Source organism: Streptomyces sp. NPDC058401 (genome assembly GCF_042722885.1).
GTDB lineage: Bacteria > Actinomycetota > Actinomycetes > Streptomycetales > Streptomycetaceae > Streptomyces.
In genome coordinates, this window is sequence record NZ_JBHXKA010000123.1 from 1 (window position 1) to 23,938 (window position 23,938).

Consider the following 23,938-nt stretch of genomic DNA (forward strand, 5'->3'; position numbering starts at 1 on the left):
GTGTTGGCCTGGACTGCATGATTTAGGCGCCCTGCCTCCTACGTTCGACAGTTTTGGCTTCCCTGTGCGCCACAAATCACGCTCTACGTCCAGGCCAACACCCCACCCCGCCCCCGTCCCCGCCCCGGCCGTAGCCCCCGACCCCGGGTGGGGGAGGTCGTTGCCGGGCTGGCTCGGTGGGGTGTCTGGGTCTGGTGGCCGGGTGAGGGGGCTGGTGGCGGCGATCGGGTTCGGGGTGGTTCGGGCCCTGGGCTTATGGCGCTGCTCGCCCTAACATGACGGCCCGTCAGATACGGGGAGGAGCCCGACGATGGATGCCGCCTTCACCGCGGAGCAGGACGAGATGCGCCGTACCCTGCGCGAGATCCTGGGCAAACGCTGCGGCCCGGACGAGGTCAAGGCCGCGGTCCGCACCGACGCCGGATACGACCGGGAGCTGTGGCAGCAGCTCGCCCGGCAGCTCGGGCTGCCCGGCATTGCCGTGGCCGAGGAGTACGGGGGCGTCGGCTGCGCCGCCGCCGACCTGGTGCTGGCCTGTGAGGAGACCGGGCGGGTGCTGCTGCCCTCGCCGTTGCTGGCCACGGCCGTGCTCGCCGTGCCGCTGGTCACCGCACTGGGGACCGCCGACCAGCGCTCGGCCCTGCTGCCGCCGCTCGCCGCGGGCGGGCTCACGGCCGCGCTCGCCGTGCCCGGCCCCGCCCTGGCCACCGCCCTCGCGCTGACCGGGGACAACGCCCCGGGCGACTGGGCCGGGGGCGGCCGGGCCGGCGGGGTGCAGGCCCGCGCCGTGGACGGCGGCTGGCGGCTGTACGGGGAGGTCGCCCAGGTGCTCGACGGGCACAGCGCCTCGCTGCTGCTGGTCGCCGCGCACACGGGAGGCTTCGCCCGTAGCCGCACGCTGCTGTTCCTCGTACGGGAGGACGCGCCCGGCCTCGTACGGGCGCGGCAGACCACCCTGGATGAGACCCGGCCGCAGGCCTGTATTCAACTGCGGGATGTTGAGGCTGAGTTGCTGGGAGGTGGAGGCACCGACGTGGCCGGGGCGCTCGCTGCCGCCGGGCGCGGCGCCGCCGCCGTTCTGGCCGCCGAGGCGGTCGGTGCGGCCGGGCAGGCGCTCGCGCGCACCGTGGAGTACGTACAGCAGCGGGAGCAGTTCGGCCGGGCCATCGGCTCCTTCCAGGCGGTCAAGCACCGCCTCGCCGACCTCTACGTACAGGTCCAGGCGGCCCGCTCCGCCGCCTACTACGCCGCATGGGACCCGGCGCAGGGCGGACTCGCCCTGGCCCAGGCCCTGGAAGCGCTGCGGATCACCGCCGGCGAGGCCATCCAGCTGCACGGCGGCATCGGCTTCACCTGGGAGCACGACGCGCACCTCTACTTCAAGCGGGCGGCCGCCGACGAACTGCTCTTCGGCCCCGTCCACCGGCTGCGCGCCCATGCCGCGGAAGCCGCCGGGCTGTTCGCCCCCGCAGCCACGTTCGCACCCACACCAGCCCCCGCCCCACGCACTGAGAAGGTGGCCGTCTGATGGCGCCCGGAGTCAAGCTGATGCAGAAGGTCTCCTCGACCATGCTGTTCGCCAAGATCGCACCGCACTTCATCCCCGCCATGGACAAGGCGGTGCACAAGCTGACCCGCGGCAAGGTCATCCTCAGCGCCCAGATGCTCCCCGGCGTGATCCTCACCGCCAAGGGAGCCAAGACCGGCGAACCGCGCACCACCCCGCTCGCGTGCATGCCGGAGCAGGACGGGGCGAGCTGGATCCTGATCGGCTCGAACTTCGGCCGCCCCGGACACCCGGCATGGACCGGGAACCTGCTCAAGAACCCTGACGCGGAGGTGAGTTGGAAGGGTCAGGACATCGCCGTACGTGCCCGCCTGCTGGCGGGTGAGGAACGCGCGGCGGCGTGGCAGGCGGTGCTGAAGTTCTGGCCGCCGTACGCGGCGTACCAGGCGCGCATCGAGCGCGAGATCCGGTTGTTCCGCCTGGAGCGTCGCTGATCGCGGCGGAAGGCCCGGTGGACGAAGCCCCGTAAGACCGAAGGACCGAAGCCCCGTAGGACCGAAGGGCCGGCGGACCCGCTCGGGGTCCGCCGCCTACTTCGTCGGCTTCTTGCCCGTGATGCCCAGGTGGACCAGGAGCGCCAGGTTCGGCTTGAGTTCCGCCTGCTTGACGCCCCAGGTCTGGAACCCCTTCTGGTGCGAGGCGACCGCCGCGAGCATGGCGACCAGCGAACCCGCCATCGCCGCGGGGCTCACGTCCTTGTCGACCTTGCCCTTGGCCTGGAGCTCCTTCATCGACTCCGTGAGGGAGTTGGTGACGGAGTTGAGGATCTTCATGCGGATCTTGTAGAACCGCTTGTCACCCTCGGCGGCACCGAGGTCGACGACCCGCAGGATGGCGTCGTTGCGCCGCCAGAACTCCAGGAATCCGTCGACGAGTTCCTCGGCCGCAGCCCAGCCCGCCTTGCCGACCCACGCGCGCCCCTCGACCAGCGAGGTCAACTGTGCGCCCTCGTTGGCCATGCGCTCCGCGATCTCCAGGACGGCGCCTTCGACGTCCGGGAAGTACTGGTAGAAGGTCGCGGGGGAGGTGCCGGCCTTGCGGGCGACGTCGATCACCTTGACGTCGCGGTACGGCGAGGAGCTGAGCATCTCGCTGAGGCAGTCGAGCAGCTTCTGCCTCGTCGCCTGACCGCGCCGGCCGGCAACGCGGCCGTCGACGGTACGTACTTGTCCTGTCATGCCGTCAGCTTACCGAGGGGTGATCGGCGCGCGATTCGGCCGCCTGCAAATGGGGTGAGGGGACGCCTGGCCTGGGCGTACGCCCGTCCCGACCCGTCACTGCGACCGATTCCGGCCGGGCGTGCGCCCCGGGCGCGCCGTCCGGCTTCCGACCCTATCCCCCGAATAGTCTTATCAACAGGCTGTGGACAAGTTTTCGGGCACATCATGATCCGGAGGACATGGCTGGGCGAGCGAGGCGGAACGTGCGCGGAGGGTGCACACCCTCGCACACCCCCGCACAACGGAAGGAACCGGGCTCATGGCCGCATTCGTGGAAGGCGCACCCTGCTGGGTCGACGCCTCCCTGCCGGACGTGGAAGCCGGCAAGCGCTTCTACGGTGAGCTCTTCGGGTGGACCTTCGCCGACAGCGCGGGAGCCGAGTACGGGCACTACACCCAGGCCTACAGCCGCGGCCGCAACGTCGCCGCCCTCGCCCCCAAGCCGGACGGCCGCATGCCCACCGTATGGGGGATCTACCTCTACACCACCGACGCCTACGCCTGCGCCCAGCGCATCCGCGCCGCCGGCGGCCAGATGGTGATGGACCCGATGCCGGTCGGCCCGTACGGGACCGCCGCGATGGCCGCCGACCCCGGCGGGGCCGTCTTCGGGCTGTGGCAGCCCGGCACCCACCACGGTTTCGACGCCCAGAACGAGCCGTACACGTACTGCTGGTCCGAGGTCTACACCCGGGCCCGCGACGCCGTGGACGTCTTCTACGCCAAGGTCTTCGGCTACGTCCCCGAGGACCAGAACGACGCCGAGTCGGGCATCGAGTACCGCGTCTGGTCCCCGCCCGGCAGGGCACCCGGCTCGGAGACGGCCGTCCTGGGGCGCAGCCTGATCACCGACGCCTTCCCGGAGATCATGCCCGCGCACTTCCTCGCGTACTTCGCCGTCCCCGACTGCGACCAGTCCGTGGCGATGGTGCAGCGCCTCGGCGGCCGGGTCACCGCGGACCCCTTCGACACCCCGTACGGGCGCATCGCGGTGGTCGCGGACAACCAGGGCGCCGTCTTCGGGCTCCTCTCGGAGCCGCGGACGAGGCTGGGCACCCCCTAGGGGGTGCCCGTCCGCCGGGTCAGCCGGTGACCTCGACCGAGTCCACGCGGCTCTCGGCGCGCAGCCCCCAGCCGTCCCGGGACGTCACCGCCATCCAGTCGCCGCCACGGTCCACGATGAACGCCTTTTTGAAGGCGCCGCGGGCATCGGTGGCCGTGGTCCCGACCTTGACCCATGCGCTGCTGCTCGTCGGCCGGTAGAGGATGGCGACCGTGGCGCGGGCGACCGGCGTGGCCGGGCTGTTCATCCCGTTCACCCGGCCCTGTACGGTCAGCTGCCCACCGCGCTTGACCGGCTCGGGATGGGCGTTGAATTCGGAGATCGCGGGCACGACGCGATCGACCTTGAGGACGTCCGAGGAGCCGTGCGGCACGTCCGTGCCCGCGTACCGCAGGCGCCAGTACCCGCGCTCCGCGGGCACGGACTGGTCGAATCCGGTGTCGAAGGTGGCCACGAAGGTCTTACGAGTGGTCCAGGCCTTGCCGTCCGGCGAGAACTGGATCTCGACGGGACCGCCGGTCGGGAGCTTCGGGCCCGAGTGCACCTCCGTGTGGTACAGCGTTGCGTACTGGTTGAACCGGACCGTCCACGGGGCCCCCGGCCCGTACTGCTCGGTGGGCTGCCCGGGGAAGTGCACGTCCGCGGGGACGTCGGCCACCGTGGCGGCGGACGTCTTCTGGTCGAGCCAGATCTGACGATCGGTCGTGACCTCGGCCGTCCGGTCGTCATCCGCCTTGAAGCTGGTGGAGAAGCGGCCGTCCGCGGTGCTCTTGAACGTGTACGGGCGCCCGAGGACGTGCAGGCTCATGGGCGTCGCCACCGGCTTGAGCGTGCCGTCGGCCGCGACCCGCTTGATCGAGCCCTTGACCGGGACCGTGCCGTTCTCCGGCACGGACACGGCGCGGGAGCCCGGGTCCAGTTCGATCTTCACGGCCTGGGCCGACACCCGGACCTTGGCCTTGGCCCAGACGGAGAGGCCGGTCGCGGTCTTGTGGCCCACATCGACCTGTGCGTCGGCCTCGGTCCCCGTGAAGGTGACGGGTGCCTTGACGTGGCCCTTGCCGTCCGTGGTCGCGGTGAAGGACTTCTCCGAGACCCAGAGGTCGACCTGCGCGTTGGCCAGCGGGGTCTGCTTGCCGTCGCGCGGGTCGAGACCCTGGAGGTCCGCCTCGACGGTGGTGCCCAGGCTGTCGAGGGACACCGCCTTCGAGCTGGTGATGCCGCTGAGGACGGGCTTGAGGGTGTAGGGGAGGGTGGCCGTGTCCTTGCGCACGAGCGACTCGCCGTCGGTGCCCCGGTACTCGACGTCGACGGAGTAGAGCCCCAGCTTGTCGAGCTTCACCGGGCCGGAGGTGAAGGACCCCTCCGTCGACGACGAATCGCTCTCCTCGTACCTGAAGTCCTTGATGGTCTGGACGCGGGTGTTGGAGCCCTTCGCCCGCAGGTGGACCACGGGGTTCATGTAGTAGGCGCGGACCACGTCGATCGTTATGCCTTCCGCGGTGGCCGTGACGTAGAAATCCTGGTCGGCGGCGTGCGCCGTGCCCGGAGCGAGGAGCAGGCCGCCGACGACGGCGGCGGTGACCGCCAGTGCGGTGGTGTAGCGCATGTGCTTCACAAGGTCCCCCCAAGGACTGGTGTGCTCGCGGTGATGACCGTCGAGCGTCCTGCTCACGGTCTACGGGTCTACGGGTCTACGGGTCTACGGGTTCACGGATTCACGGGTTGACCGTGAGGTCGTCCCGGCGGCTTTCGGCGTTGAAGTGCTTGCCGTCGGCGTCGCTGTAGCGGACGATCCAGGCGCCGCTCTCGGTGGCGGTGAACGTCTGGACGAACTTGCCGTCCGCGCCGGTCTTGGCCTGGCCCTGGTAGACGAATTCCTGGCTGCCGACGGGCTGCAAGTAGTACTGCACCGTCTGGCCCTCGTACGGCTTCGCCGGGGTCTCGTGCTTGAGCGTGCCCTTGATGGTGAAGCTCTGGCCCTTGCGGACCGGCTCCGGCGCCGCGTTGAAGTAGGTGAAGGCCGTCGCCGTCCGGGTCAGCCGGACCGGCTCGGTGACGGAGCCCTGCATGCGGGGTGCGGCGGCGTAGCGGAGCCGCCAGTAGCCGTCGCTCTCGCCGACGCCCGGCAGCGTCAGGTCGAACCGGGCGGAGGCGAAGTCCACGGTGAAGACGTGGTGCGTCTTCCAGGCCGAGTCCGCCTTGCCGTCGGCCGAGTACTGGACCTCGATGAGGGTGGGGGCAGGGCTGAGGGGCCTGTGGGCGAGGCCACCGGAGAACTTCAGGCCGGCGGCGTCGGCCGTGATCTTGAGGTCCGTGAAGTAGCTGACCTCGACGACCTCGGCCTCCGTACTGGCGATCACGTAGCGCAGCCACGGCGACTTGCCGCCCGCCCACGTGGTCTTCACCGGGCCGCCGCGCGACATCAGCAGCTGCCGCTCGAACCGGCCGTCCGCCGTCGTCCTCGGCTCGCCGGTGAGGTCCGCGAGCATCTCGGTGCCCTCGGGTACGGGCGTACGCGTGCCGTCCGCGGCGACCCTGACGGCCTGCCCCGTGATCTTGGCCGTCGAACCGTAGCGGGCCTTGATCTTCCGGGACTCGGGGTCGAGGAGGATCTCGGCCTTCTGCGGGACCGTGCGAGCGGTCTCGCTGCGCCCCCCGGCGCGGACGTCGGGGGTGTCCAGGACCTCGACGCGCACCTCGGTGTGGTTCTCCGTGCCCCGGAAGGTGAACGGGGAGGACACGTGGCCCTGCGCGTCCGTGGTCGCGTCCTGCGCCGTGCGGTCGGCGGTGAGGCGCACCTTGGCGTTCTTGAGCGGGGCGCTCGCCCCGGTCCGCGGGTCGAGGGTGGTGACGTCCGCCGACACGGTGGTCTTGAGGTTGTCGAGGGACACCCCGTCCGCCGCGTCGACCTTGGAGACCACCGCACGCAGCCGGTAGTCGAAGTCCCCACAGGAGACGGGGGCGGTTTCGGAGCCGACTTCGAGCGCGTAGATCCCGAGGGCGGACAGCTTGAGCGGCTCCGAGACCAGCCGGAAGTCGGGGAGGATGCCGTCAGGGTCGCTCACCTTGCGGAAGGTGTCGACGCGGGCGACCCGCAGACCCGTCTTCTTGTCCCGCAGGTGGACGACGAGCCCCTCGGGCACGCCCGTCCCGTCCTGCGCGCTGTGGACGCTGAGGGAGCCGTCCTGGGTGGCGGCCATGTCCGGCGGGCAGGCAGTGGCCCCGCCGGCGGCATCGGCCGCACCCGGTGCGACGGAGGCGAGGGATGCATCGGATGCGGCGTGCACCGACCCCGGCACGGCCAGTCCCCCGAGCAGCGCTGTGGCGACGACGACGGCTGAAGTCAAACGGTGACGCACGGATTCCCCCGGGTCTCGACGAGCTGAACGGCTGTTAGACCCGCGAGGCACCCGATGGGTTGTACGCCTCTTTCCGCAAGTAGGGCGACCTGCTTACGGGTTCACGACGAGGTCGTCCGGGCGGCTTTCGGCGTTGAAGTGCTTGCCGTCGGAGTCGCTGTAGCGGGCGATCCAGGTGCCGGTGCGGTCGGCCTTGAAGGCGCGGACGAAGGTGCCGTCGGCGGCGGTCTTGGCCTGGCCCTGGTAGACGAAGGCCTGGCTGCCCTCGGGCCGGAAGCAGAAGACCACCGTCTGGCCGCCGTAGGCCTTCGCCGGGGTCTGGTGCCGGAGGGTGCCCTTGATGGTGAAGGTCTGGCCCTTGCGGACCGGCTCGGGCGCGGCGTTGAAGTAGGAGAAGGCCGTCGCCGTCCGGGTCAGGCGGACCGGCGGGGTGACGGTGCGTTCGAGGATCGCACCCGCGCTGCTCTTGCCCCCGGAGTACTGCAGCCGCCAGTAGCCGTCCGCCTCGCCCGGCAGCGTCTGCGCGAAGCTGTGGTTGAAGGAGAAGCCGAACGTCTTGCGCGTCGTCCAGTTCGTCTTGCCGTCGGCCGAGTACTGCACCTCCATGGTGGTGGGGCCGGGGTCGGCACTGGCGGGCTTCAGGTTCGTGGCCCCGGTGAAGGTCACGCGCCGTTCCGCGTCGATGGTGGCCTTGAAGTCGCTGACGCCGATGGCCGCGAGGAACTGGACCTTCGTGGAGCCCGCCCCGCCTGCCAGCCACGGATACGCGGTTCCGCCCAGCCACCCGGTGGTGACGTCCCCGGGGCTCACGATCCGTACCGATCGCTCGAACCGGCCGTCCGCCCCGGTCTTCGTCACCGCACCGTTGATCCCCGTGGAGAGGACGGTGCCCTCGGGTACGGGCTTGCGCGTGCCGTCCGCGGCGATCACGACGGCCTTGCCCGTGAGCTTCACGGTCTCCCCGTAGCGGGCCGTGACCTTCCGGGACGCGGGGTCGAGGAGGATCTCGGCCCGCTGGTGGTCCGAGGCCACGCGGACCCGGCCCGTCGCGGGGCGCATCTCCGGGGTGGCCGCCAGGCTGATGCTCACCTCGGTGGAGCTCTCCGTGCCCCGGTACGTGACGGGCGAGGACAGGCGGCCCTGTGCGTCGGTGGACGCCTCCCGCCGCGCGGAGCCCTCGTGGGAGACGGTGACCTTGGTGTTCTTGAGCGGAGCGCTCTGCTGGGTCCGCGGGTCGAAGCCGGTGACGTCCGCCGAGACGGTGGTCGTGAGGCGGGCCAGGGAAACCTTGCCCTGCGCGACGGGCTTGGCGATCTCCGTGCGGAGCCGGTAGTCGAAGTCCCCGCAGACGGCGGTGCCGGCTGCCGTGTCGATCTCGAGCGCGTACACCGCGAGGCTGTCCAGTTTGAGCGGGTCCGAGAGCTTGTCCGGGTCGAACCTGTCGTCCGAGGGATCGAGGTCCACGTCGCGGAACTTGCTCACGGACGCGACGCGCAGACCCGTCCTCTTGTCCCGCACGTGGACGGGGAGGGTGATACCGGGACCCTCGTAGTCCGAGCTGAAGAAGATGGCGCCCTCACGGGTGGCACGCATGGTGCCCCCGCAGTCGTTGGTGGCGGCATGAACCGCCCCCGGCACGGCCAGTCCGCCGAGTGCTGCTGCGGTGACGACGATGGCTGAAGTCAAGCGGTGACGCATGGATCCCCCGGATCTTGGCGAGTCGAACGGGAGCTAGACACACGACCTCGCCCCGGGGTTGTACGCCGTTCCCGGCACCCCGTACGCGACCACCCGCCGTGCCGGGGCCGGACCAGGCGCGGGCCTGACAGAATCGGGGGTGCGCGACCCGGGCGGCCCCCGGGGGTGAGACGCTGCACGGGGCAGGGACCCGCGGCGGCTCGCGCGCATCCGGTGGCATGACGGCGATGACGGCGATGCCACCGGCGCTGGCTGGAAGAGCGGGGACCGCGAGGGACCCCGTACGGGGATGGGTGTGGAGGCGAGTGGTGGAGCAGCTGACGCAGCACGACCCGAGACGGATCGGCCCTTTCGAGGTGCTGGGACGGCTCGGCGCCGGCGGCATGGGGCTGGTCTATCTCGCCCGGTCGGCGTCCGGACGCCGGGTGGCGATCAAGACGGTGCGCACCGAGCTCGCCGAGGACCAGCTGTTCCGCGTCCGCTTCACGCGTGAGGTGGAGGCGGCCCGCGCCGTCTCCGGCTTCTACACGGCGGCCGTGGTCGACGCCGACCCGCGTGCGGCCGTGCCATGGCTGGCGACCGCGTACGTACCGGCGCCCTCCCTGGAGGAGATCGTCCACGAGTGCGGGCCCATGCCGGCCCAGGCCGTACGGTGGCTCGCCGCCGGCATCGCCGAGGCGCTCCAGTCGATCCACGGGGCGGGCCTGGTCCACCGCGACCTGAAGCCCTCCAACGTGCTCGTCGTCGAGGACGGCCCGCGCGTGATCGACTTCGGCATCGCCAGCGGGGTCTCCAACACCCGCCTGACCATGACGAACGTGGCCGTCGGCACCCCCGCCTACATGTCGCCGGAGCAGGCGAAGGACTCGCGCAGCGTCAAGGGCGCCAGCGACGTCTTCTCGCTCGGCTCCACGCTGGTCTTCGCCGCCACCGGGCACCCGCCCTACCACGGGGCGAACCCGGTGGAGACGGTCTTCATGCTGCTGCGCGAGGGCCCCAACCTGGACGGGCTCCCCGACGAGCTCCGCCCGCTGATCGACTCCTGCATGAAGATGGACGCCACGCAGCGGCCGACCCCGGCCGACCTGCAGGCGCAGCTCGCCCCGCACCTCTTCGAGGGCGGCGACGAGAGCGGTACCGCCTCGGCGTGGCTGCCCGAGCGGGCCGTCGCGATGATCGAGGCCCGGCGGGCCGGCCACCGCAACGCCGCCGCGGCCGCCGCGGCAGCGGCAGCCGCCGTGCCGAAGCCGGTGATTCCCCGGGCCGGCATCTCCGCGCCCATCGAGAGCGCCGGTCCCGCCGCCGGTCCCGCCACGCACCGCCGCCAGCGCGGCGGCGCCGACCCGTGGACCGACCCGCGGACCGGCCAGGCCGTCCCGCAGCGGCCCGAGCACCCGCCGATGGCGCCCTCGGGCGAGCCCGTGCGGCTCGGCGGTTCCCCGGTGCCGATCGGCCCCGGCCCGCAGGCCTCCGTCTCCGCTCCGGCCGCGCACGCCGCCGCCGCGGACTCGGCGACCGGCTGGATCCGTCCGCCCGCCGGGACCCCGGTGGCGGGCCCCGCGCCCTCGGTCCTCGTACCGAACCCCGGACCGGCCCCGGACAGCGGCCGGTGGCGGCCCTGGCGGTTCCGGATGTCGAACGAGGTCTGGGGCACCCCGACCGTCGCCGGCGACCTGCTCTACGTCACCTCCTTCGAGGTGCACGCCCTGGACGTGGCCAGCGGCCGCCGCCAGTTCAAGACCCGCGACGTCGCCTGGTCCATGGCCGTCTCCGACGGCCGCATCCACGCCTCCGACGGCCCCTCCCTGTACGCCCTGGACGCCACCGACGGCTCCGAGCGCTGGCGGCTGTCCGCCGACGCCTGGGTGTACGCCCTGCGCGCCGACCGGGGCACCGTCGTCACCGCCACCCGCGGAGGCGGCGTACAGGCCTGGGAGTCCTCCAGCGGGCACAAGCTGTGGGAGCTGTCCGGCGCGCAGAGCGAGTTCGAGACCACCGAGGCGGCCCCGGTCCTGCACGACGGGACGGTCTACGTGTGGCAGGACGCCCGGCTGCGGGCCCTGGACGCCCGCTCCGGCCGCGAGTCCTGGTCCTACCCGGTCGGGGACGCCGGCTCCTGCGGGAACGTGCCCGTACGGGTCACCCCCGCCCCCGACGGCAACGTCTACGTCGCCGCCGGCACCCGGGTGATCTCCATCGACCGGGCTTCGGGCCGGGTCCGCTGGCACTTCGAGGCCCCCGCCGTGTTCCTCGCGCCCCCGGCCTTCGCCCCCGGCGCGGCCGTCACGGGCGGCGGGGTCTACCTCGCGGACTACCTGGGCACCGTCTACGCCCTTGACGCGGCCACCGGCAAGGACCGCTGGCGCATCGCCACCGAGCCCCGGCAGTCCGCCGACCCGGTCCTCGTCGCCGCGGGCAACGTCCACCTGGCCGCGGGCAGCGCCGTCTACACCCTCGACGCGGTCACCGGCACCCCGAAGTGGCGGTTCGCGGCGGGCGGGGAGATCACCGGTTCCCCGGCGGTCGCGGACGGCCGCGTGCACTTCGGATCGGCCGACCACTGCCTCTACACCCTGGACGCGGCGGGCGGCCAGCTCCGCTGGAAGCTGGCCACCGGCGGGGAGATCACCGGGGCCCCGGTGGCGGAGGCGGGCGTGGTGTACGCGTGCAGCAAGGACCGCTGCGTCTACGCCCTGGACGCCGCCAAGGGCACGGGAACCCGTACGGGCGGCTGACCCGGTTCAGCCGCCGCCTGAGCTGCGGCTGAGCCGTTCGGGGGCCCGGTCGCGGCCCCCTCGGGGTCGCGCACCGCACCGGGAGTGACAGGATGGACCCCATGAGCAACGTATTCTTCGACATCAACATCGACGGCCAGCCCGCCGGCCGCATCGTCTTCAGCCTCTTCGACGAGGTCGTCCCGCAGACCGCCAAGAACTTCCGCGAGCTGTGCACCGGCCAGAACGGCTTCGGCTACGCCGGCTCGGGCTTCCACCGCGTCATCCCGCAGTTCATGCTGCAGGGCGGTGACTTCACCAACCACAACGGCACGGGTGGCAAGAGCATCTACGGCGAGAAGTTCGCCGACGAGAACTTCACCCTGAAGCACGACCGCAAGTACCTGCTGTCGATGGCGAACGCCGGCCGCAACACCAACGGCTCGCAGTTCTTCATCACCACCGTCCTCACCCCGTGGCTCGACGGCAAGCACGTCGTCTTCGGCGAGGTCGTCGAGGGCTCCGAGATCGTCGACGCGATCGAGAAGCTCGGCTCCCCCTCGGGCTCCACCAAGGGCAAGATCGAGATCGCGGCGTCCGGCGTCGTCGAGGCCTGATCCCCACCCCGCCCGCAACGGCTGGCCGGCCCCGCCCCCTCAGGGGGACGGGGCCGCCGTCATGTCCGGGGGCAGGGGCTCTCGCCGGGGGCCTGCGCCGCGGGCGGGGTCAGACCGTCACGGTGGTCGACCAGGGCACGGCCGCGCTCCAGCCCGGCCACAGGCTTTCGGGTGCGGCGCGGGCGGTGAGCACCACGAGCAGCGGGGTGCGCCCCGCTTCGCGGACCACCCCGCTGACACAGTCCTGGACCGCACCCCGTACGTGGTGCAGGTTCTCGGCGACGACCACCAGCGGGCGGTGCGGGGTGGCCCGGCGCAGGGCGGCGCGCAGATCGTCGCCGAGCGCGGCGCCGTCCGGGCCGGTGCGGACGTTCCAGACGGTGACCTGGCCGTCGCGGCGGAGCCGGTCCGTGAGCCCGGCGAGGAGCCGGCCGGGGCCCGCGGCCGTGGCCGCGCCGGTGGCTCCCGCGGCTCCGGTGGCTCCGGCTGCTCCGGCTGCTCCGGTGAGGGTGACGACGTGCGGGCGCTGCTGGCGCTGGACGAAGGCCAACAGGGCCAACAGCAGGTCGAGTTCGGGGTCGGTCCGGGAGCTGAAGTCCAGGTCGTGGCCGTCGGCGTCCGCGGCCGGGAGCAGGGCGGGGTCCTGGTGGATGATCGCCTGGTGCAGGTCCCGTACCTCGCGGCCGGGCTGGACGCCGAAGTCCCGGCTCAGCTCCTGCTGGAGCCGTTCGTACGCCCGCAGGGCCTCGGCCTGGCGGCCCGCGCGGTAGAGGGCGAGCATCAGCAGGTGGCACGCGCGCTCCCGGGAGGGCTCGGCGGCCGTGGCGGCCTCCAGCGGGCGGATCGCCTCGTGGTGGCGTCCGCTGCGCAGTTCGGCGTCGCAGAAGTCCTCGAGGGCCGCGGCCCGGGCGCTGTCCACCGTCGCCAGCTCGGGCCAGTCCACGCCGGATTCGGCGAGTTCCTGTCCGGCCCGGCCCCGCCACAGGCCCAGCGCGGCCCGCAGGGACCGGGAGGCGCTCTCGGGCTGTCCGGCGGCCAGTGCACCGCGCCCCTGGTCGGCGAGGATCCGGAACCGGGTCAGGTCCAGGGCCTCCGGCGCCATCCGGAGCATGTAGCCCGGGGCCTGGCTGACCAGGGAGGCGACGTGGGCGGGCACGCCGCCGTCGGCCAGTACCCCGCGCAGGGCCGAGACGGTGTTCTGCAGCACCTTGCGGGCCGTGGGCGGCGCGACCCTGCCGGGCCACAGGACCCCCATCAGGTCGCCGGTGGCCACCACTTGGTTGGCGTGGAGCAGCAGCAGGGCCAGGACGGCGCGCTGGTTCATGCCCCGCAGCGGGAGCGGTCCGGCGGTGGTGACGATCTCCAGCGGCCCGAGCAGCCGGAAGGCGACGCCGCCTGGTGCTGCGGGTGCTCCCGGTGTTCCTGGTGCTCCCGGTGTTCCCGGTGCGCCTGCGGAGCCCGGTGCGCCCGCGGCGGCCGGGCGGACCGCGCCGGGCGGTCCGGGCCTGGTGCGTGCCAGGACCGTGCTGCGCGGTCCTGGCTGGGCCGCCACGCGCGGCCGGTGGGCCGGGTGGCTGCCGGCCGGGTGGCTGCCGGACAGCGTCGGCGGCCTCGTCTGGTTGAGCATGTTTCCCCCCGTATCCAACTGACGTCGGCGTGGGCCCGGCGCGCGGACATCACGCGGGAATGCAGGGCCCGTTCGGGACGCTAGCAGGGGGATCGATGGCCTCGGCACATACTTTTGCTACTTCGGCTAGTTCGCCTGTCGTGCGACGGGAAGCCCCATTACGTTGCGGATGTCCTCGCTGCTTTCGGCCATTTCGCGAAGGATCGTTTCCATGGTGGAGGAGGACCGTGAAAAGAGTTCCCGGCCGGCCGGTGTGAGCCGGGCGTCGAAACCCCTGCGGTCGGTGGAGCACGGCCTTCGCTCGGCATAGCCGGCAGTGATCATCTGGGCCAGCAGGCGTGAAACCTGTGGCTGGCTCCTGGCCGCGCGGGAACTGAGTTCGCCCGCTCGGATCCAGTCGTCCGCTTCCCTCATCAGGTCCATGATCTCGAAGGCGCTGGCGCACAAGCCGTATTGCTCGGCCAGTGCCCGCTCGGCGGCCTGATTGATCTGCGCGCAGGCGCGGGTCAGGGACACCCATCGATCGGTCAGAGCTGTTTCTGTCACGCCCTCATCGTAGGTTCGCAAGCTCCTCTTGTCGATGCAGGCGCATGAATGTACTGTGCGGATCAAGGTCGATGCATTCACATGCATCGATCTGCCTATCGCTCCACCCTCGCTTGACCCCATGTTTGACCCCATCGTTCGACCCCTATGAAGGAGACGTGGTGACCGAGCAGACGCTGGCACCCCAGACAGCCCGGCAGGACGCGGAAGAAGCGCCCGTCCAGGCCCCCGGCAAGGCCCCCTGGACCACCCTCGTGGTGGTCGGCGTCGCCCAGCTGATGGTCATGCTGGACTCGACCGTCGTGAACGTGGCGCTGCCCTCGATCGGCGCCCAGCTGCCCGCCGATCCGACCGCCCTGCAGTGGACCATCAGCGCGTACGTCCTGATGCTCGGCAGCCTGCTGCTCTTCGGCGGCCGCGTCTCCGACGTCTTCGGCCGCCGCCGCACCTTCGTCACCGGGCTCTCGGTCTTCGCCGTGGCCTCGGTGCTGTGCGGCATCGCCGGCAACCAGGAGCTCCTCGTCGCGGGCCGCGCCCTCCAGGGCGCCGGAGCCGCACTGCTCTCCGCGGCCGCCCTGTCCATCATCCTGGCGGTCTACCAGGACGAGGAGCAGCGCAAGATCGCCCTCACCGCCTGGAGCGGCCTCGGCGTGATCGGCGCGACCATCGGCGTCGTCCTCGGCGGTCTGATCGTCACCGCGATCAGCTGGCGCTGGGCCTTCCTCATCAACATCCCGGTCAGCATCGCGGCCCTCGTCGGCGCCCTGCGCGCCATGCCCGCCCTCAACACCAGCAACGGCCGCAAGCTGCGCCTGCCCTCCGCGATCGTGTCGACCGCCGGACTCGCGGCCCTGTCCTTCGGCCTGATCCGGCTGCACGAGGGCTTCGGCGATCCGACCGCCTGGATCAGCATCGGCGCCGCCGTGGTCCTGCTGACCGTGGTGACCTTCATGGAGATCGGCCAGGCCGACCCGCTGCTCCCGCTGCACCTGCTGCGCAAGCCCACGTACTGGCTGTCCAGCGTCGGCCTGCTCCTGGTCGCCAGCGTCATGATCAGTAGCTCCTTCCTGGCCAGCATGTACTTCCAGCGGGTCCACGAGATGAGCGCCTTCGTCACCGGCCTCTCGCTGCTCCCCATGGGCCTGGCGGCCCTGGTCGTCGCCATGGTCGCGCCGGCCCTGGCCAACGCGCTGGGCCTGGGCGGCATGTACGTGGCCGGCGCCGCGCTGCAGCTCGTCGGTACGGGCATCCTGGCGACCGGCAGCGACAGCGTCGCGCTGACCATCGTGGCGCTCGCGGTCATCGGCGCGGGTCTGCCGGCCTGCTTCGTGCCGCTGTTCGGCATCGGCACCTCGCACGTCAAGCTGGAGGAGTCGGGCGTCGGATCCGGGCTGCTGAACACCTTCAACGAGACCGGCGCCGCCCTCGGCATCGCCGTCATCGGAACCATCCTCATGACCTCGGTGGACAGCGGCGTCGACGGCGGCGACTCGGTCGCCGACGCGACCACCGCCGGCGTCGGCAACGGCTTCCTCGCCCTCGCCGTGTGCTCCGCCGTCGCCATCGTGATCGCCCTCGCGCTGCGGTCGCTGACCCGGGCCCCGCAGGGCGCCGACGCCTGACCCGGCGCTGGCCCAGGCGCCTGAACCGGCCCCGGCCAGGCCTCGGCCCCGGCTTCGCGAAACTGGATAGTTCCCCCTGAACGTGGGCTTGCAGCCTCCCCCGCCTGCAAGCCCACTTCGCGTTTCCCGGCCCGGGCGGGCCGGGAAATTCGCGTATGTGGAGCAAGGTGTTCCGCACCCGATGGACATCCGATTACCGCCCGCTGGAGGGCGAATTCCACCCCCGTGGAGCGGCAGTTGAATTCATGGACAGGGCCGGTCCGGGGTCGGTAGCTTCATGATCAACCGGTTGTCCGGTGCTGCGAAGGAATGAGCCCCGGCGGAATGCGCCGCAGTGCAATTCGACGCCTGCACGGCAGCCGGTACCCACACGCGAATCAATTCCCCCTCCCATTCCCCCACGAACGCGAAGGACTTCGCATGGCCATGTCGCCCGAAGAGATCCCGAACACCCTGTCCGCGGCGGCGAAGGCCGCCCCCGCCTGGCAGGCCGCGGGCGCCACCGTCCGCTTCGTCATCTCCGAGCCCGCCGCCGAACTCACGCTGGACCCGCAGGGCGACCTGACGGAAGCCCGCCCCACCCACGTGTTCGGCATCAGCTACGCGGACCTCGACGACCTCGCCGCGGGCCGCCGCACCTTCCTGCGGACCGTCACCAGCCGCCGCGTCTCCGCCCGCGGCCCGGTCATGCAGACGTTCGCCGTCGGGCAGGCCCTGACGACCTTCGACCTCCCGCGCTGAACGCCCGTCCACCAGCAAGGAACCACGATGACGTACACGCACAACCCGGCCGCCCACCCGCTGCTCGACCCCTTCGAGGCCGACTTCCTGAACCAGGTCGTCGCCTTCGCCCGTGACGAGGTCGCCCCCGGCGCCGCCGAGCGCGACCGGGTCGAGAAGGGCCAGCTCGACTGGGACACCGTCCGCAAGGGCCACGCCCTCGGCCTGCTCCGCATGGCCATCCCGCGCGAGTTCGGCGGCCTCGGCCTGAGCCAGCTCGCCCTCGCCATGACCCTGGAGGAGCTGGCCTCCGCCGACCCGGGCATGGCCCTGGTCTTCGGCGCCACCGGGCTCTTCCAGACCCCGCTGCTGATCTGCGAGAACCCGGCGCTCCAGGCCAAGTACCTCCCCGCCTTCCTCGGCCCGGAGCCGGTCCTCGCCTGCAACGCGGTCGCCGAAGAGCGCAACGGAACCGACCTGGTCCTGCCCCAGCAGGCGGCGTACGCCCAGGACATGACCATCGCCCGCCGCTCCGGCAGCGAGTACCTGCTGACCGGCACCAAGCGCTACATCACCAACGCCCCGGTCGCCACGTACGCCACGGTCATGGCCAACCTCGACGAGGGCCAGGGCTCCACGGGCCTGACCTGCTTCGTCACCGAGCTGGAGCAGGACGGCGTCACCCGCGGCGAGATCCACGACAAGGTGGGCTACCGCACCGCCCCCGCGGGCGAGCTGATCCTGGACAACGCCCGGGTGCCCGAAGAGAACGTCATCGGCGACGAGCGCGGCGGCTGGGACCTCAACGTCGCCATCGGCAACCTCACCCGCGTCACCTGCGCCGCCGTCTCCACCGGCATCGCCCGCCACGCCCTGGACCGCGCCGTCGCGTGGGCCGGTACCCGCCGCCAGGGCGGCCGGCTGCTCTTCGAGCACCAGATGTCCGCCCGCAAGCTCGCCGACATGTCCGCCCGGGTCTCCGCCGCCCGCGCCCTCTACCTGGACGCCGTGCTCAAGGCCGACACCGTCATCCCGACCCCGGCCTACGAGCCCGCCGTCGCCAAGCTGGTCGCCGACCGCGCCGCCATCGACAACGCCGACGCCGCCATGAGCCTCATCGGCGCCGCCGCCTTCCAGCGCGACGACGGCATGGACCGGGTCCTGCGCGACGCCTACGGCCCCCGCATCTACGAAGGCAGCCCCGAGGCGCTCGCGCTGGTCATCACCGGCGAGCTGTTCGGCGTACCGGAGGTCCGGTGACCACCGCCGCCGCGAGACCGGCCGCCGCCGCGCAACCGGACGCCCCCGCAGCCTCGTACCGGGAGGAGGTGCTCCGCGACACCGCCGCGATCACCCTGCCCGACCTGGACGGCCGGGTACACGGCGAGCCGCTGTTCCGCGCCGCCAGCCCCGAGGGCCTGCTGACCCTGACCGTGCGCGGAGAGCAGCTGCCCACCGCGTACCTCGACGACGTCTACCGGTTCCGGCTGGCCCAGTACCTCAAGCGCGGCTGGCTCAACGAGGAGCTCGCCGCCGCGGCCGGCCTCACCGCCGAGCCGTACGACGCCCACGCCCTCCAGGACCAGCACACCCTGGTCGTGGAGGCGGCGACCGGCCGGCTGCGCGGCTACGGCACCCTGGCCCGCACCCGCAGCCCCGAGCACACCCTGCTCGGGGACGCCGCCCACCTGCCGTTCGTCGTCGAACGCGACTACGGGCTGCGGCTCGCCGACGAACTCGGCCCGGCCACCCCCTCCCACCACGTGTGGGAGGGCAAGCGGCTCGTGCGCGACTACGCCATGGCCCGCTCGCAGGCCGCCGTGTCCGTTCCCTGGTGGGTCTACCGCGGCTGGGCCGAAGGCTGCCTGCGGGCCCTGGCCGAGGACGGAGCGGCGATCGTCGGCGACGGCAAGCCGGGCGGAGCCGTCCTCCAGCTGTCCCTGCTCGGCTTCCACACCCGGATGCTCGACGTACCCGCGAACCCGGCCGACCCCACCGACCTGTTCGCACCCATGTGGGACCAGCAGCAGCGCTCGTACCCCTTCGTCCTCACCGACGCCAACGCACTGCGCCCCACCCTGTCCCACCTCGACGCGATCCTCGCGTCCGGGGAAACCGGGTCGGTCGCGGCCCGGCTGACCGCGTTCAAGGAGGAGAGGGCATGAGCCTGCCCGCTCAGAGCAGCCCGCCCGACGTGGGCACCCCCGCGGAGGCCCGCGAGCTGGACGAGGAGCTCTTCTACGCCTCCCTCACCCAGCGCAACCGCGGCCTGATCCCCGCCGCGCTCCAGGAGCAGATCCGGCACACCCCCCTGCTCATCGCGGGCTGCGGCTCCATCGGCGGCGCCACCGTGCAGCCGCTGGGCCGCATGGGATACCGGGACTTCGTCCTCGCGGACGTCGGCACCTACGAGCTGAACAACCTCAACCGCCAGCACGCCACCGTCGACGACCTGGGCCGCAACAAGGCCGAGGTCGGCGCCGACGCCCTGCGCGCCATCAACCCGCACGTCCGGGCCGAGGTGGTGCCCGTGGGCATCACCCCGGAGAACGTACGGGAGCTGGTCCGGCGGGCCGAGGTCATCGTGGACGGGGTCGACGTGACCACCCCCTCCGGCCTGCGCGCGAAGATCGCCCTCCACCAGGAGGCGTGCCGCCAGCGCAAGCCCCTGGTCACCGGCTGGGACATGGCGGGCATGCTCGCCGCCCAGTGCTTCGACTACCGGCTGGTCCGCCGCATCTTCGACGGCCAGCTGCTGGCCGAGGACGCCGACGTGCTGAGCACCTGGGAAGTCATCTTCCGCATCGCGCCCCGCTCGCACATCCCCGGCGAGATGTACCGCGAACTGCGCCGCGGTCTGGGCCGCCCCGACTACAGCGTCCCTCAACTCACCGAAGCGGCAACCCAGTTCGGATCGCTCGCGGTCCACATGGTCAACCAGATCGTGGCGGGCGAGGACGTGCCGCGCACGGTCGCCGTCGACGTCCACCACATCGCCCTGACGCCCGGGCGCCGGGTCGTCGACCGGGTCAGCCGGCACTGGGAGAAGGCCCGCTTCCTGAACCACCTTCCGCGCGAGCAGGCCTGGCGCGGATTCAGCCCCGCCGCCGTGTACCGGCTCGGCCGCCGTCCCGCACCGGCCGCATAGAAGCCCGGCCGCATAGAAGGCCGGCCGCATAGAAGAAAGCCGCCCCATGAGAAAACAATTCGCGTACGCCGACGCACGCGCGACCGGAATCCTGCTGAGCGAGACCGAGTCCGAGATCATCGAAGCCGCCGCACTGAAGATGGCCGCGCAGTACGCGGACTACTCACTGCACAGCAGCGACCTCCTCCACGCCGTGGAACTCGCCGCAGCCGCACTGCCGAGCGAGGTCCGGCGCGCACTCATCTCCTTCCGCGACCAGGGCAACACCAGCGGCACCCTGCTGCTGCGCGGCCTCCCGCTGGGCAGCCTGCCGGCCACCCCCGACCGGCCCGAGGACGAGCCGGACTGGACCGAGGTCTCGGTGGCCACCCTCAGCCAGCTGATGGTGATGTCCGTCCTGGGCCGCGCGATCTCGTACCGGGACGAGAAGAACGGCAACCTGGTCCAGGACGTCAGCCCCAAGCGCGGCGCCGAGACCCGCCAGGAGAACAGCGGCTCCATCCTGCTGGAACTCCACACCGAAGACGGGTTCCACCCCGCCGCCCCGCACTTCCTGAGCCTGATCTGCCTGCGCGGCGACCGCGACGGACTCGCCGCCACGGTGACCGGCGGCATCGGCGACGTACTGCCGGAGCTCGACGAGGAGACCGTCGCCACCCTGCGCCGCCCGGAGTTCAGGACCAAGTTCAGCACCTCCTTCGTGCACGACACCGACGAGGAGGTGCTCACCCCGCCGGTACCGGTGCTCTGCGGCACGGAGGCCAACCCGGACCTGCGGGTGGACTTCCACGGCACCGTCGGCACCACCCCGGCGGCCCGGGCGGCGCTCGCCGCGCTGGAGGACGCCGTACTCGGCTGCCTGCGCGGCATCGTCCTGGCACCCGGCGAACTGATCATCCTCGACAACCGCCGCACCGTGCACGGCCGTACGGGCTTCACCCCGCGCTACGACGGCGCCGACCGCTGGCTGCGCCGGTCCTTCGCGCTGGCCGACCTGCGCCCGGTCCTCCACGACCTCGGCGAGGGCCGCATCCACAACGCGATCACCGCGCGGCAGACCGGGTCCGACACCGTCGCGGGGGCGGTGCCGGACCCGGTGTCCGAGCCCGGGCTGGTGCCGGTGGCCTGACGGCCGCCCACGGGATTCGGGGCCGGGCCGGTTGGGGCCGGCCCGGCCCCACCCCCCGACCCCGCTTTCCCTTCAGCTTTCGTACGCCCTTATCCAAGGCCCACCACGCCCCCTGACGGAGGAACACCATGTCCGCAGCCCTGAACGCCACCCTGACCCGGATCGTCGTCGAGAACCTGGAGGCCGACGCCGACGCCCTGACCGACGAGGCCACCCTCGCCGCCCTCGACCTCGACTCCCTCGCCATCGCGGAGCTGGTCCTGCTCATCAAGGAGGAGACCGGCGCCGACCTCAGCAGCGAGGAGACCAGCCTCGGCGAGCTCACCATCCCCGCCCTCGCGCAGCTGGTGACCACAACGCTGGACGGCGAGAAGTCCGCATGAGCACACCGGCACAGGCGCAAGCACAGGCACAGGCACAGGCACAGACCTCGGCAGAGGCACAGGCGCAGGCCCCGGCCATCGCCGTGACCGGCACCGGCATGATCACGCCGGTCGGTACCGACACGGACTCCACCTGGGAGGCGATCCGGCGCGGTGCGACCCGCGCCGGGCTGGCCCCCGCCCCGGGGGTCTCCCGGGACCTCCAGTGCCGCACCGTGGCTCCGTTCGGCACCGAGCTGCTGCCCGGCCGCGGCACCGCACACCTGGACCCCTTCATCCGGTTCGCGCTCGTCGCCGCCGACCAGGCCATCGCCGAGGCCGGCCTCGACCCCGCCACGTGGGACGGCAGCCGCGTCGGCATCGTCGTCGGCTGCGGCCTCGGCGGTGCGGCCACCCTCGGCACGGCGCACGGCCGGCTGGCCGAGCGGGGACCCGACGCCGTGTCCCCGTACGTCCATCCCCGTTCGCTCATCAACATGGCCGCCGGGATGCTCGCCATCCGCCACCACGTCACCGGTCCGAGCCACACCGTCGTCGCCGCCTGCGCCTCCGGCGCCGTGGCCGTCGGGGTCGGCCGCGACCTGATCCGCAGCGGCGCCTGCGACATCGTGATAGCCGTCGGTACGGACGCCGGGGTGGTCCCCGTGATCGCGGCGGGCTTCGCCGCGATGGGCGCCCTCACCGACAGCGCGGCGGACGAAGCCTCGCGGCCGTTCGCGGCCGACCGCTCCGGCTTCGTGCTCTCCGAGGGCGCGGCCGCCCTCGTACTGGAGCGCGAGGATGCCGCGCGGGAGCGCGGTGCCGCCGTGCGGGGCCGGATCCTCGGGTACGCCTTCACCACCGACGCGCACCACCCGGTCGCCCCGCACCCGGACGCCGTCGGCGCCGAGGCCGCGGTCCGGGCCGCGCTCGCGGACGCCGGGCTCACCCCGGCGGACGTGGACCACGTCAACGCGCACGGCACCTCGACCCCGTACAACGACCGGAGCGAGGGCAAGCTGATCAACCGGCTCTTCCCGCACCGGCCGAGCGTCACCGCCAACAAGGGACTGCTCGGGCACAGCCTGGGCGCCGCGGGTGCCATCGAGGCCGTACTGACCCTGCGGACCCTGGCCACCGGCATCGTGCCGCCCACCGCGCACACCCCGGCCGTGGACCCCGAACTGGCGGGCCTGGACCTGGTGGTGGACAAGGAACGGCACGAGAACCCGACGGTCGCGGTCAGCCACTCCTTCGGTTTCGGCGGCTCCAACTGCGTTCTGGTGATGGGTACATGAGCAACGACACGATCTCCCGCCGCATCCCCGCCGTACTGACCGGCCTGGGCACCTGCCTGCCGGAGCGGACGGTCACCAACGACGACCTGGCGCAGCGGCTGGACACCTCGCACGAGTGGATCCACAGCCGTACCGGCATCGCCCGGCGCCGCATCGCGGACCCCGGCACCGGCACCGCCGAACTGGCGGCGGCCGCCGGTTCCGCGGCCCTGGAATCGGCCGGCCGGACCTCCTGCGACCTGGTCCTCGTGGCCACGACCACCCCCGACCGGGCCTGCCCCGCGACCGCACCCCAGGTGGCCTCCGCCATGGGTCTGACCGGAGTCGCCGCCTTCGACCTCTCGGCCGTCTGCTCCGGCTTCGTGTACGGGCTGTCCGTGGCCGCCGCCATGATCGGCGCCGGTACGTACGAGAGCGTCCTGGTCATCGGCGCCGAACGCTACTCGGCGATCGTCGACCCCGAGGACCGCGGCACCGCCGTCATCTTCGGGGACGGCGCCGGAGCGGTCCTGCTCGAACGCGGCCGGGAGCCGGACGGGCGGGGAACCGGCCAGGGGGTCGTCCTGCGCACCGAACTGGGCAGCGACGGCACCGGCATCGACCTGATCACCGTCCCGCCCGGCGAGCGGTACCTGCGCATGGAAGGCCGCGAGGTCTACACCCGGGCCGTCCCCACGATGGTCGGCTCGGCCCGCGGCATCGCGGAGGCGGTCGGCTGGCGCCCCGAGGACATCGACGCCTTCGTCGGGCACCAGGCCAACCTGCGGATCCTGGAGTCCGTGGCCAAACGGCTCGGCCTGCCGCCCGAGCGCGTGATCGCCAACATCGAGGACGTGGGGAACACCGCCGCCGCGTCCATCCCGCTGGCCCTGGCCTGGGCCGCGGACCGGGGCCGGCTCACGCCCGGCGACCGGGTGGTCCTCACCGCCTTCGGCGGCGGCCTGACCTGGGGCTCGGCGGCCCTGATATGGCCGGACGTACGCCCCGTACGAAAGGCGGCACGACAGTGACCTCCGCATCCCCGGCCGGCTACGCCCGCTACCGCATCTCCCTGGGCTCCGGCACCGGAGCCTCCCAGACCCTCACCCAATGGCTCCCCCTGGCCACCCTCGCAGCCACGAACGACGCCCTACCCAACCCGACCCCCCGCCGCCCCCGGGCCCGGGCGGGTAAACCCAGCCCCGCCGGCGTGTGAGGAGCGGGTAAATCCAGCCTCGCCGGCGTTTGAGGCGCGGGGTCTGGGGC

Annotated in this window: 21 protein-coding genes; 15 read left to right on the forward strand and 6 right to left on the reverse strand. The window is 72.3% G+C overall.

The genetic code is table 11. The features are described from left to right. The first annotated feature begins 310 nt into the window (after positions 1-310). Both ACFWNV_RS31820 and ACFWNV_RS31825 read left to right on the forward strand, forming a co-directional pair. On the forward strand, positions 311-1,528 hold the full coding sequence (locus ACFWNV_RS31820; protein ID WP_383953759.1) for an acyl-CoA dehydrogenase family protein: 1,218 nt from the start codon (positions 311-313) through the stop codon (positions 1,526-1,528). After that, positions 1,528-2,001, forward strand: coding sequence for a nitroreductase family deazaflavin-dependent oxidoreductase (locus ACFWNV_RS31825; protein WP_383953761.1), 474 nt, complete (start codon positions 1,528-1,530; stop codon positions 1,999-2,001). The genes ACFWNV_RS31820 and ACFWNV_RS31825 overlap by 1 nt, the downstream gene beginning before the upstream one ends. Before the next feature lie 96 nt (positions 2,002-2,097). On the opposite strand, the gene ACFWNV_RS31830 is transcribed toward ACFWNV_RS31825, so the two are convergent. Beyond that, on the reverse strand, positions 2,098-2,745 hold the full coding sequence (locus ACFWNV_RS31830) for a TetR family transcriptional regulator (RefSeq protein ID WP_250742709.1): 648 nt from the start codon (positions 2,743-2,745) through the stop codon (positions 2,098-2,100). A 301-nt stretch (positions 2,746-3,046) separates the two neighbouring features. On the opposite strand from ACFWNV_RS31830, the gene ACFWNV_RS31835 reads away from it, so the two are divergent. After that, entirely contained in the window at positions 3,047-3,850 is an 804-nt protein-coding gene (locus tag ACFWNV_RS31835) for a VOC family protein (protein WP_383953763.1), read from the forward strand. A gap of 19 nt (positions 3,851-3,869) precedes the next feature. Here ACFWNV_RS31835 and ACFWNV_RS31840 read toward each other — a convergent pair whose 3' ends face one another. The 3 genes from ACFWNV_RS31840 to ACFWNV_RS31850 form a co-directional block, all read right to left on the reverse strand. Next, positions 3,870-5,459 (reverse strand): hypothetical protein, encoded by a 1,590-nt coding sequence (locus ACFWNV_RS31840; protein WP_383953765.1) that lies wholly within the window; start codon positions 5,457-5,459, stop codon positions 3,870-3,872. Positions 5,460-5,568: 109 nt separating this feature from the next. Continuing rightward, positions 5,569-7,200: a hypothetical protein gene (locus ACFWNV_RS31845; RefSeq protein WP_383953767.1), complete on the reverse strand. Its 1,632-nt coding sequence runs from the start codon at positions 7,198-7,200 to the stop codon at positions 5,569-5,571. Positions 7,201-7,305: 105 nt separating this feature from the next. Beyond that, positions 7,306-8,898: a hypothetical protein gene (locus ACFWNV_RS31850; protein WP_383953769.1), complete on the reverse strand. Its 1,593-nt coding sequence runs from the start codon at positions 8,896-8,898 to the stop codon at positions 7,306-7,308. Between the two features lie 317 nt (positions 8,899-9,215). Between ACFWNV_RS31850 and ACFWNV_RS31855 the strand changes: the two genes are divergently transcribed. Both ACFWNV_RS31855 and ACFWNV_RS31860 read left to right on the forward strand, forming a co-directional pair. Then, entirely contained in the window at positions 9,216-11,645 is a 2,430-nt protein-coding gene (locus tag ACFWNV_RS31855) for a PQQ-binding-like beta-propeller repeat protein (protein WP_383953771.1), read from the forward strand. Positions 11,646-11,746: 101 nt separating this feature from the next. Further along, positions 11,747-12,241, forward strand: coding sequence for a peptidylprolyl isomerase (locus ACFWNV_RS31860; protein WP_383953773.1), 495 nt, complete (start codon positions 11,747-11,749; stop codon positions 12,239-12,241). 109 nt (positions 12,242-12,350) lie between these two features. Here ACFWNV_RS31860 and ACFWNV_RS31865 read toward each other — a convergent pair whose 3' ends face one another. Next, positions 12,351-13,868 (reverse strand): BTAD domain-containing putative transcriptional regulator, encoded by a 1,518-nt coding sequence (locus ACFWNV_RS31865; protein ID WP_383953775.1) that lies wholly within the window; start codon positions 13,866-13,868, stop codon positions 12,351-12,353. A 126-nt stretch (positions 13,869-13,994) separates the two neighbouring features. Further along, a complete protein-coding gene (locus ACFWNV_RS31870; protein WP_383953777.1) occupies positions 13,995-14,414 on the reverse strand; it encodes a MarR family winged helix-turn-helix transcriptional regulator in 420 nt (139 codons plus the stop codon). Between the two features lie 161 nt (positions 14,415-14,575). Between ACFWNV_RS31870 and ACFWNV_RS31875 the strand changes: the two genes are divergently transcribed. The 10 genes from ACFWNV_RS31875 (at position 14,576) to ACFWNV_RS31920 (ending at position 23,888) form a co-directional block, all read left to right on the forward strand. Beyond that, the gene (locus ACFWNV_RS31875) at positions 14,576-16,036 is read left to right on the forward strand and encodes an MFS transporter (protein ID WP_383953779.1); all 1,461 of its coding nucleotides are present in this window, start codon (positions 14,576-14,578) and stop codon (positions 16,034-16,036) included. 420 nt (positions 16,037-16,456) lie between these two features. Next, the gene (locus ACFWNV_RS31880; protein WP_383953781.1) at positions 16,457-16,777 is read left to right on the forward strand and encodes a hypothetical protein; all 321 of its coding nucleotides are present in this window, start codon (positions 16,457-16,459) and stop codon (positions 16,775-16,777) included. Positions 16,778-16,804: 27 nt separating this feature from the next. Continuing rightward, positions 16,805-18,016, forward strand: coding sequence for an acyl-CoA dehydrogenase family protein (locus tag ACFWNV_RS31885; protein ID WP_383953783.1), 1,212 nt, complete (start codon positions 16,805-16,807; stop codon positions 18,014-18,016). Further along, positions 18,013-18,921, forward strand: a complete 909-nt coding sequence (locus ACFWNV_RS31890; protein ID WP_383953785.1) for a hypothetical protein — start codon at positions 18,013-18,015, stop codon at positions 18,919-18,921. Before ACFWNV_RS31885 ends, ACFWNV_RS31890 begins: the two co-directional genes overlap by 4 nt. Beyond that, on the forward strand, positions 18,918-19,904 hold the full coding sequence (locus tag ACFWNV_RS31895; protein ID WP_383953788.1) for a HesA/MoeB/ThiF family protein: 987 nt from the start codon (positions 18,918-18,920) through the stop codon (positions 19,902-19,904). The genes ACFWNV_RS31890 and ACFWNV_RS31895 overlap by 4 nt, the downstream gene beginning before the upstream one ends. Before the next feature lie 46 nt (positions 19,905-19,950). Beyond that, entirely contained in the window at positions 19,951-21,033 is a 1,083-nt protein-coding gene (locus tag ACFWNV_RS31900) for a TauD/TfdA family dioxygenase (RefSeq protein ID WP_383953789.1), read from the forward strand. Positions 21,034-21,161: 128 nt separating this feature from the next. Further along, positions 21,162-21,416, forward strand: a complete 255-nt coding sequence (locus ACFWNV_RS31905) for a phosphopantetheine-binding protein (RefSeq protein WP_383953791.1) — start codon at positions 21,162-21,164, stop codon at positions 21,414-21,416. Then, the gene (locus ACFWNV_RS31910; RefSeq protein ID WP_383953793.1) at positions 21,413-22,693 is read left to right on the forward strand and encodes a beta-ketoacyl-[acyl-carrier-protein] synthase family protein; all 1,281 of its coding nucleotides are present in this window, start codon (positions 21,413-21,415) and stop codon (positions 22,691-22,693) included. The genes ACFWNV_RS31905 and ACFWNV_RS31910 overlap by 4 nt, the downstream gene beginning before the upstream one ends. Then, a complete protein-coding gene (locus tag ACFWNV_RS31915; protein ID WP_383953795.1) occupies positions 22,690-23,703 on the forward strand; it encodes a beta-ketoacyl-ACP synthase III in 1,014 nt (337 codons plus the stop codon). Before ACFWNV_RS31910 ends, ACFWNV_RS31915 begins: the two co-directional genes overlap by 4 nt. Next, a complete protein-coding gene (locus ACFWNV_RS31920) occupies positions 23,700-23,888 on the forward strand; it encodes a hypothetical protein (protein ID WP_383953797.1) in 189 nt (62 codons plus the stop codon). The genes ACFWNV_RS31915 and ACFWNV_RS31920 overlap by 4 nt, the downstream gene beginning before the upstream one ends. The last annotated feature ends 50 nt before the right edge of the window (positions 23,889-23,938 follow it).

Bases quoted from the DNA above. Each gene is read 5' to 3' on its own strand.
- ACFWNV_RS31835 (WP_383953763.1), top strand. From the start codon at position 3,047: ATGGCCGCATTCGTGGAAGGCGCACCCTGCTGGGTCGACGCCTCCCTG.
- ACFWNV_RS31905 (WP_383953791.1), top strand. From the start codon at position 21,162: ATGTCCGCAGCCCTGAACGCCACCCTGACCCGGATCGTCGTCGAGAAC.
- ACFWNV_RS31825 (WP_383953761.1), top strand. From the start codon at position 1,528: ATGGCGCCCGGAGTCAAGCTGATGCAGAAGGTCTCCTCGACCATGCTG.
- ACFWNV_RS31885 (WP_383953783.1), top strand. From the start codon at position 16,805: ATGACGTACACGCACAACCCGGCCGCCCACCCGCTGCTCGACCCCTTC.
- ACFWNV_RS31860 (WP_383953773.1), top strand. From the start codon at position 11,747: ATGAGCAACGTATTCTTCGACATCAACATCGACGGCCAGCCCGCCGGC.
- ACFWNV_RS31830 (WP_250742709.1), bottom strand. From the start codon at position 2,745: ATGACAGGACAAGTACGTACCGTCGACGGCCGCGTTGCCGGCCGGCGC.
- ACFWNV_RS31910 (WP_383953793.1), top strand. From the start codon at position 21,413: ATGAGCACACCGGCACAGGCGCAAGCACAGGCACAGGCACAGGCACAG.
- ACFWNV_RS31880 (WP_383953781.1), top strand. From the start codon at position 16,457: ATGGCCATGTCGCCCGAAGAGATCCCGAACACCCTGTCCGCGGCGGCG.
- ACFWNV_RS31865 (WP_383953775.1), bottom strand. From the start codon at position 13,868: ATGCTCAACCAGACGAGGCCGCCGACGCTGTCCGGCAGCCACCCGGCC.
- ACFWNV_RS31900 (WP_383953789.1), top strand. From the start codon at position 19,951: ATGAGAAAACAATTCGCGTACGCCGACGCACGCGCGACCGGAATCCTG.
- ACFWNV_RS31840 (WP_383953765.1), bottom strand. From the start codon at position 5,459: ATGCGCTACACCACCGCACTGGCGGTCACCGCCGCCGTCGTCGGCGGC.
- ACFWNV_RS31895 (WP_383953788.1), top strand. From the start codon at position 18,918: ATGAGCCTGCCCGCTCAGAGCAGCCCGCCCGACGTGGGCACCCCCGCG.
- ACFWNV_RS31820 (WP_383953759.1), top strand. From the start codon at position 311: ATGGATGCCGCCTTCACCGCGGAGCAGGACGAGATGCGCCGTACCCTG.
- ACFWNV_RS31915 (WP_383953795.1), top strand. From the start codon at position 22,690: ATGAGCAACGACACGATCTCCCGCCGCATCCCCGCCGTACTGACCGGC.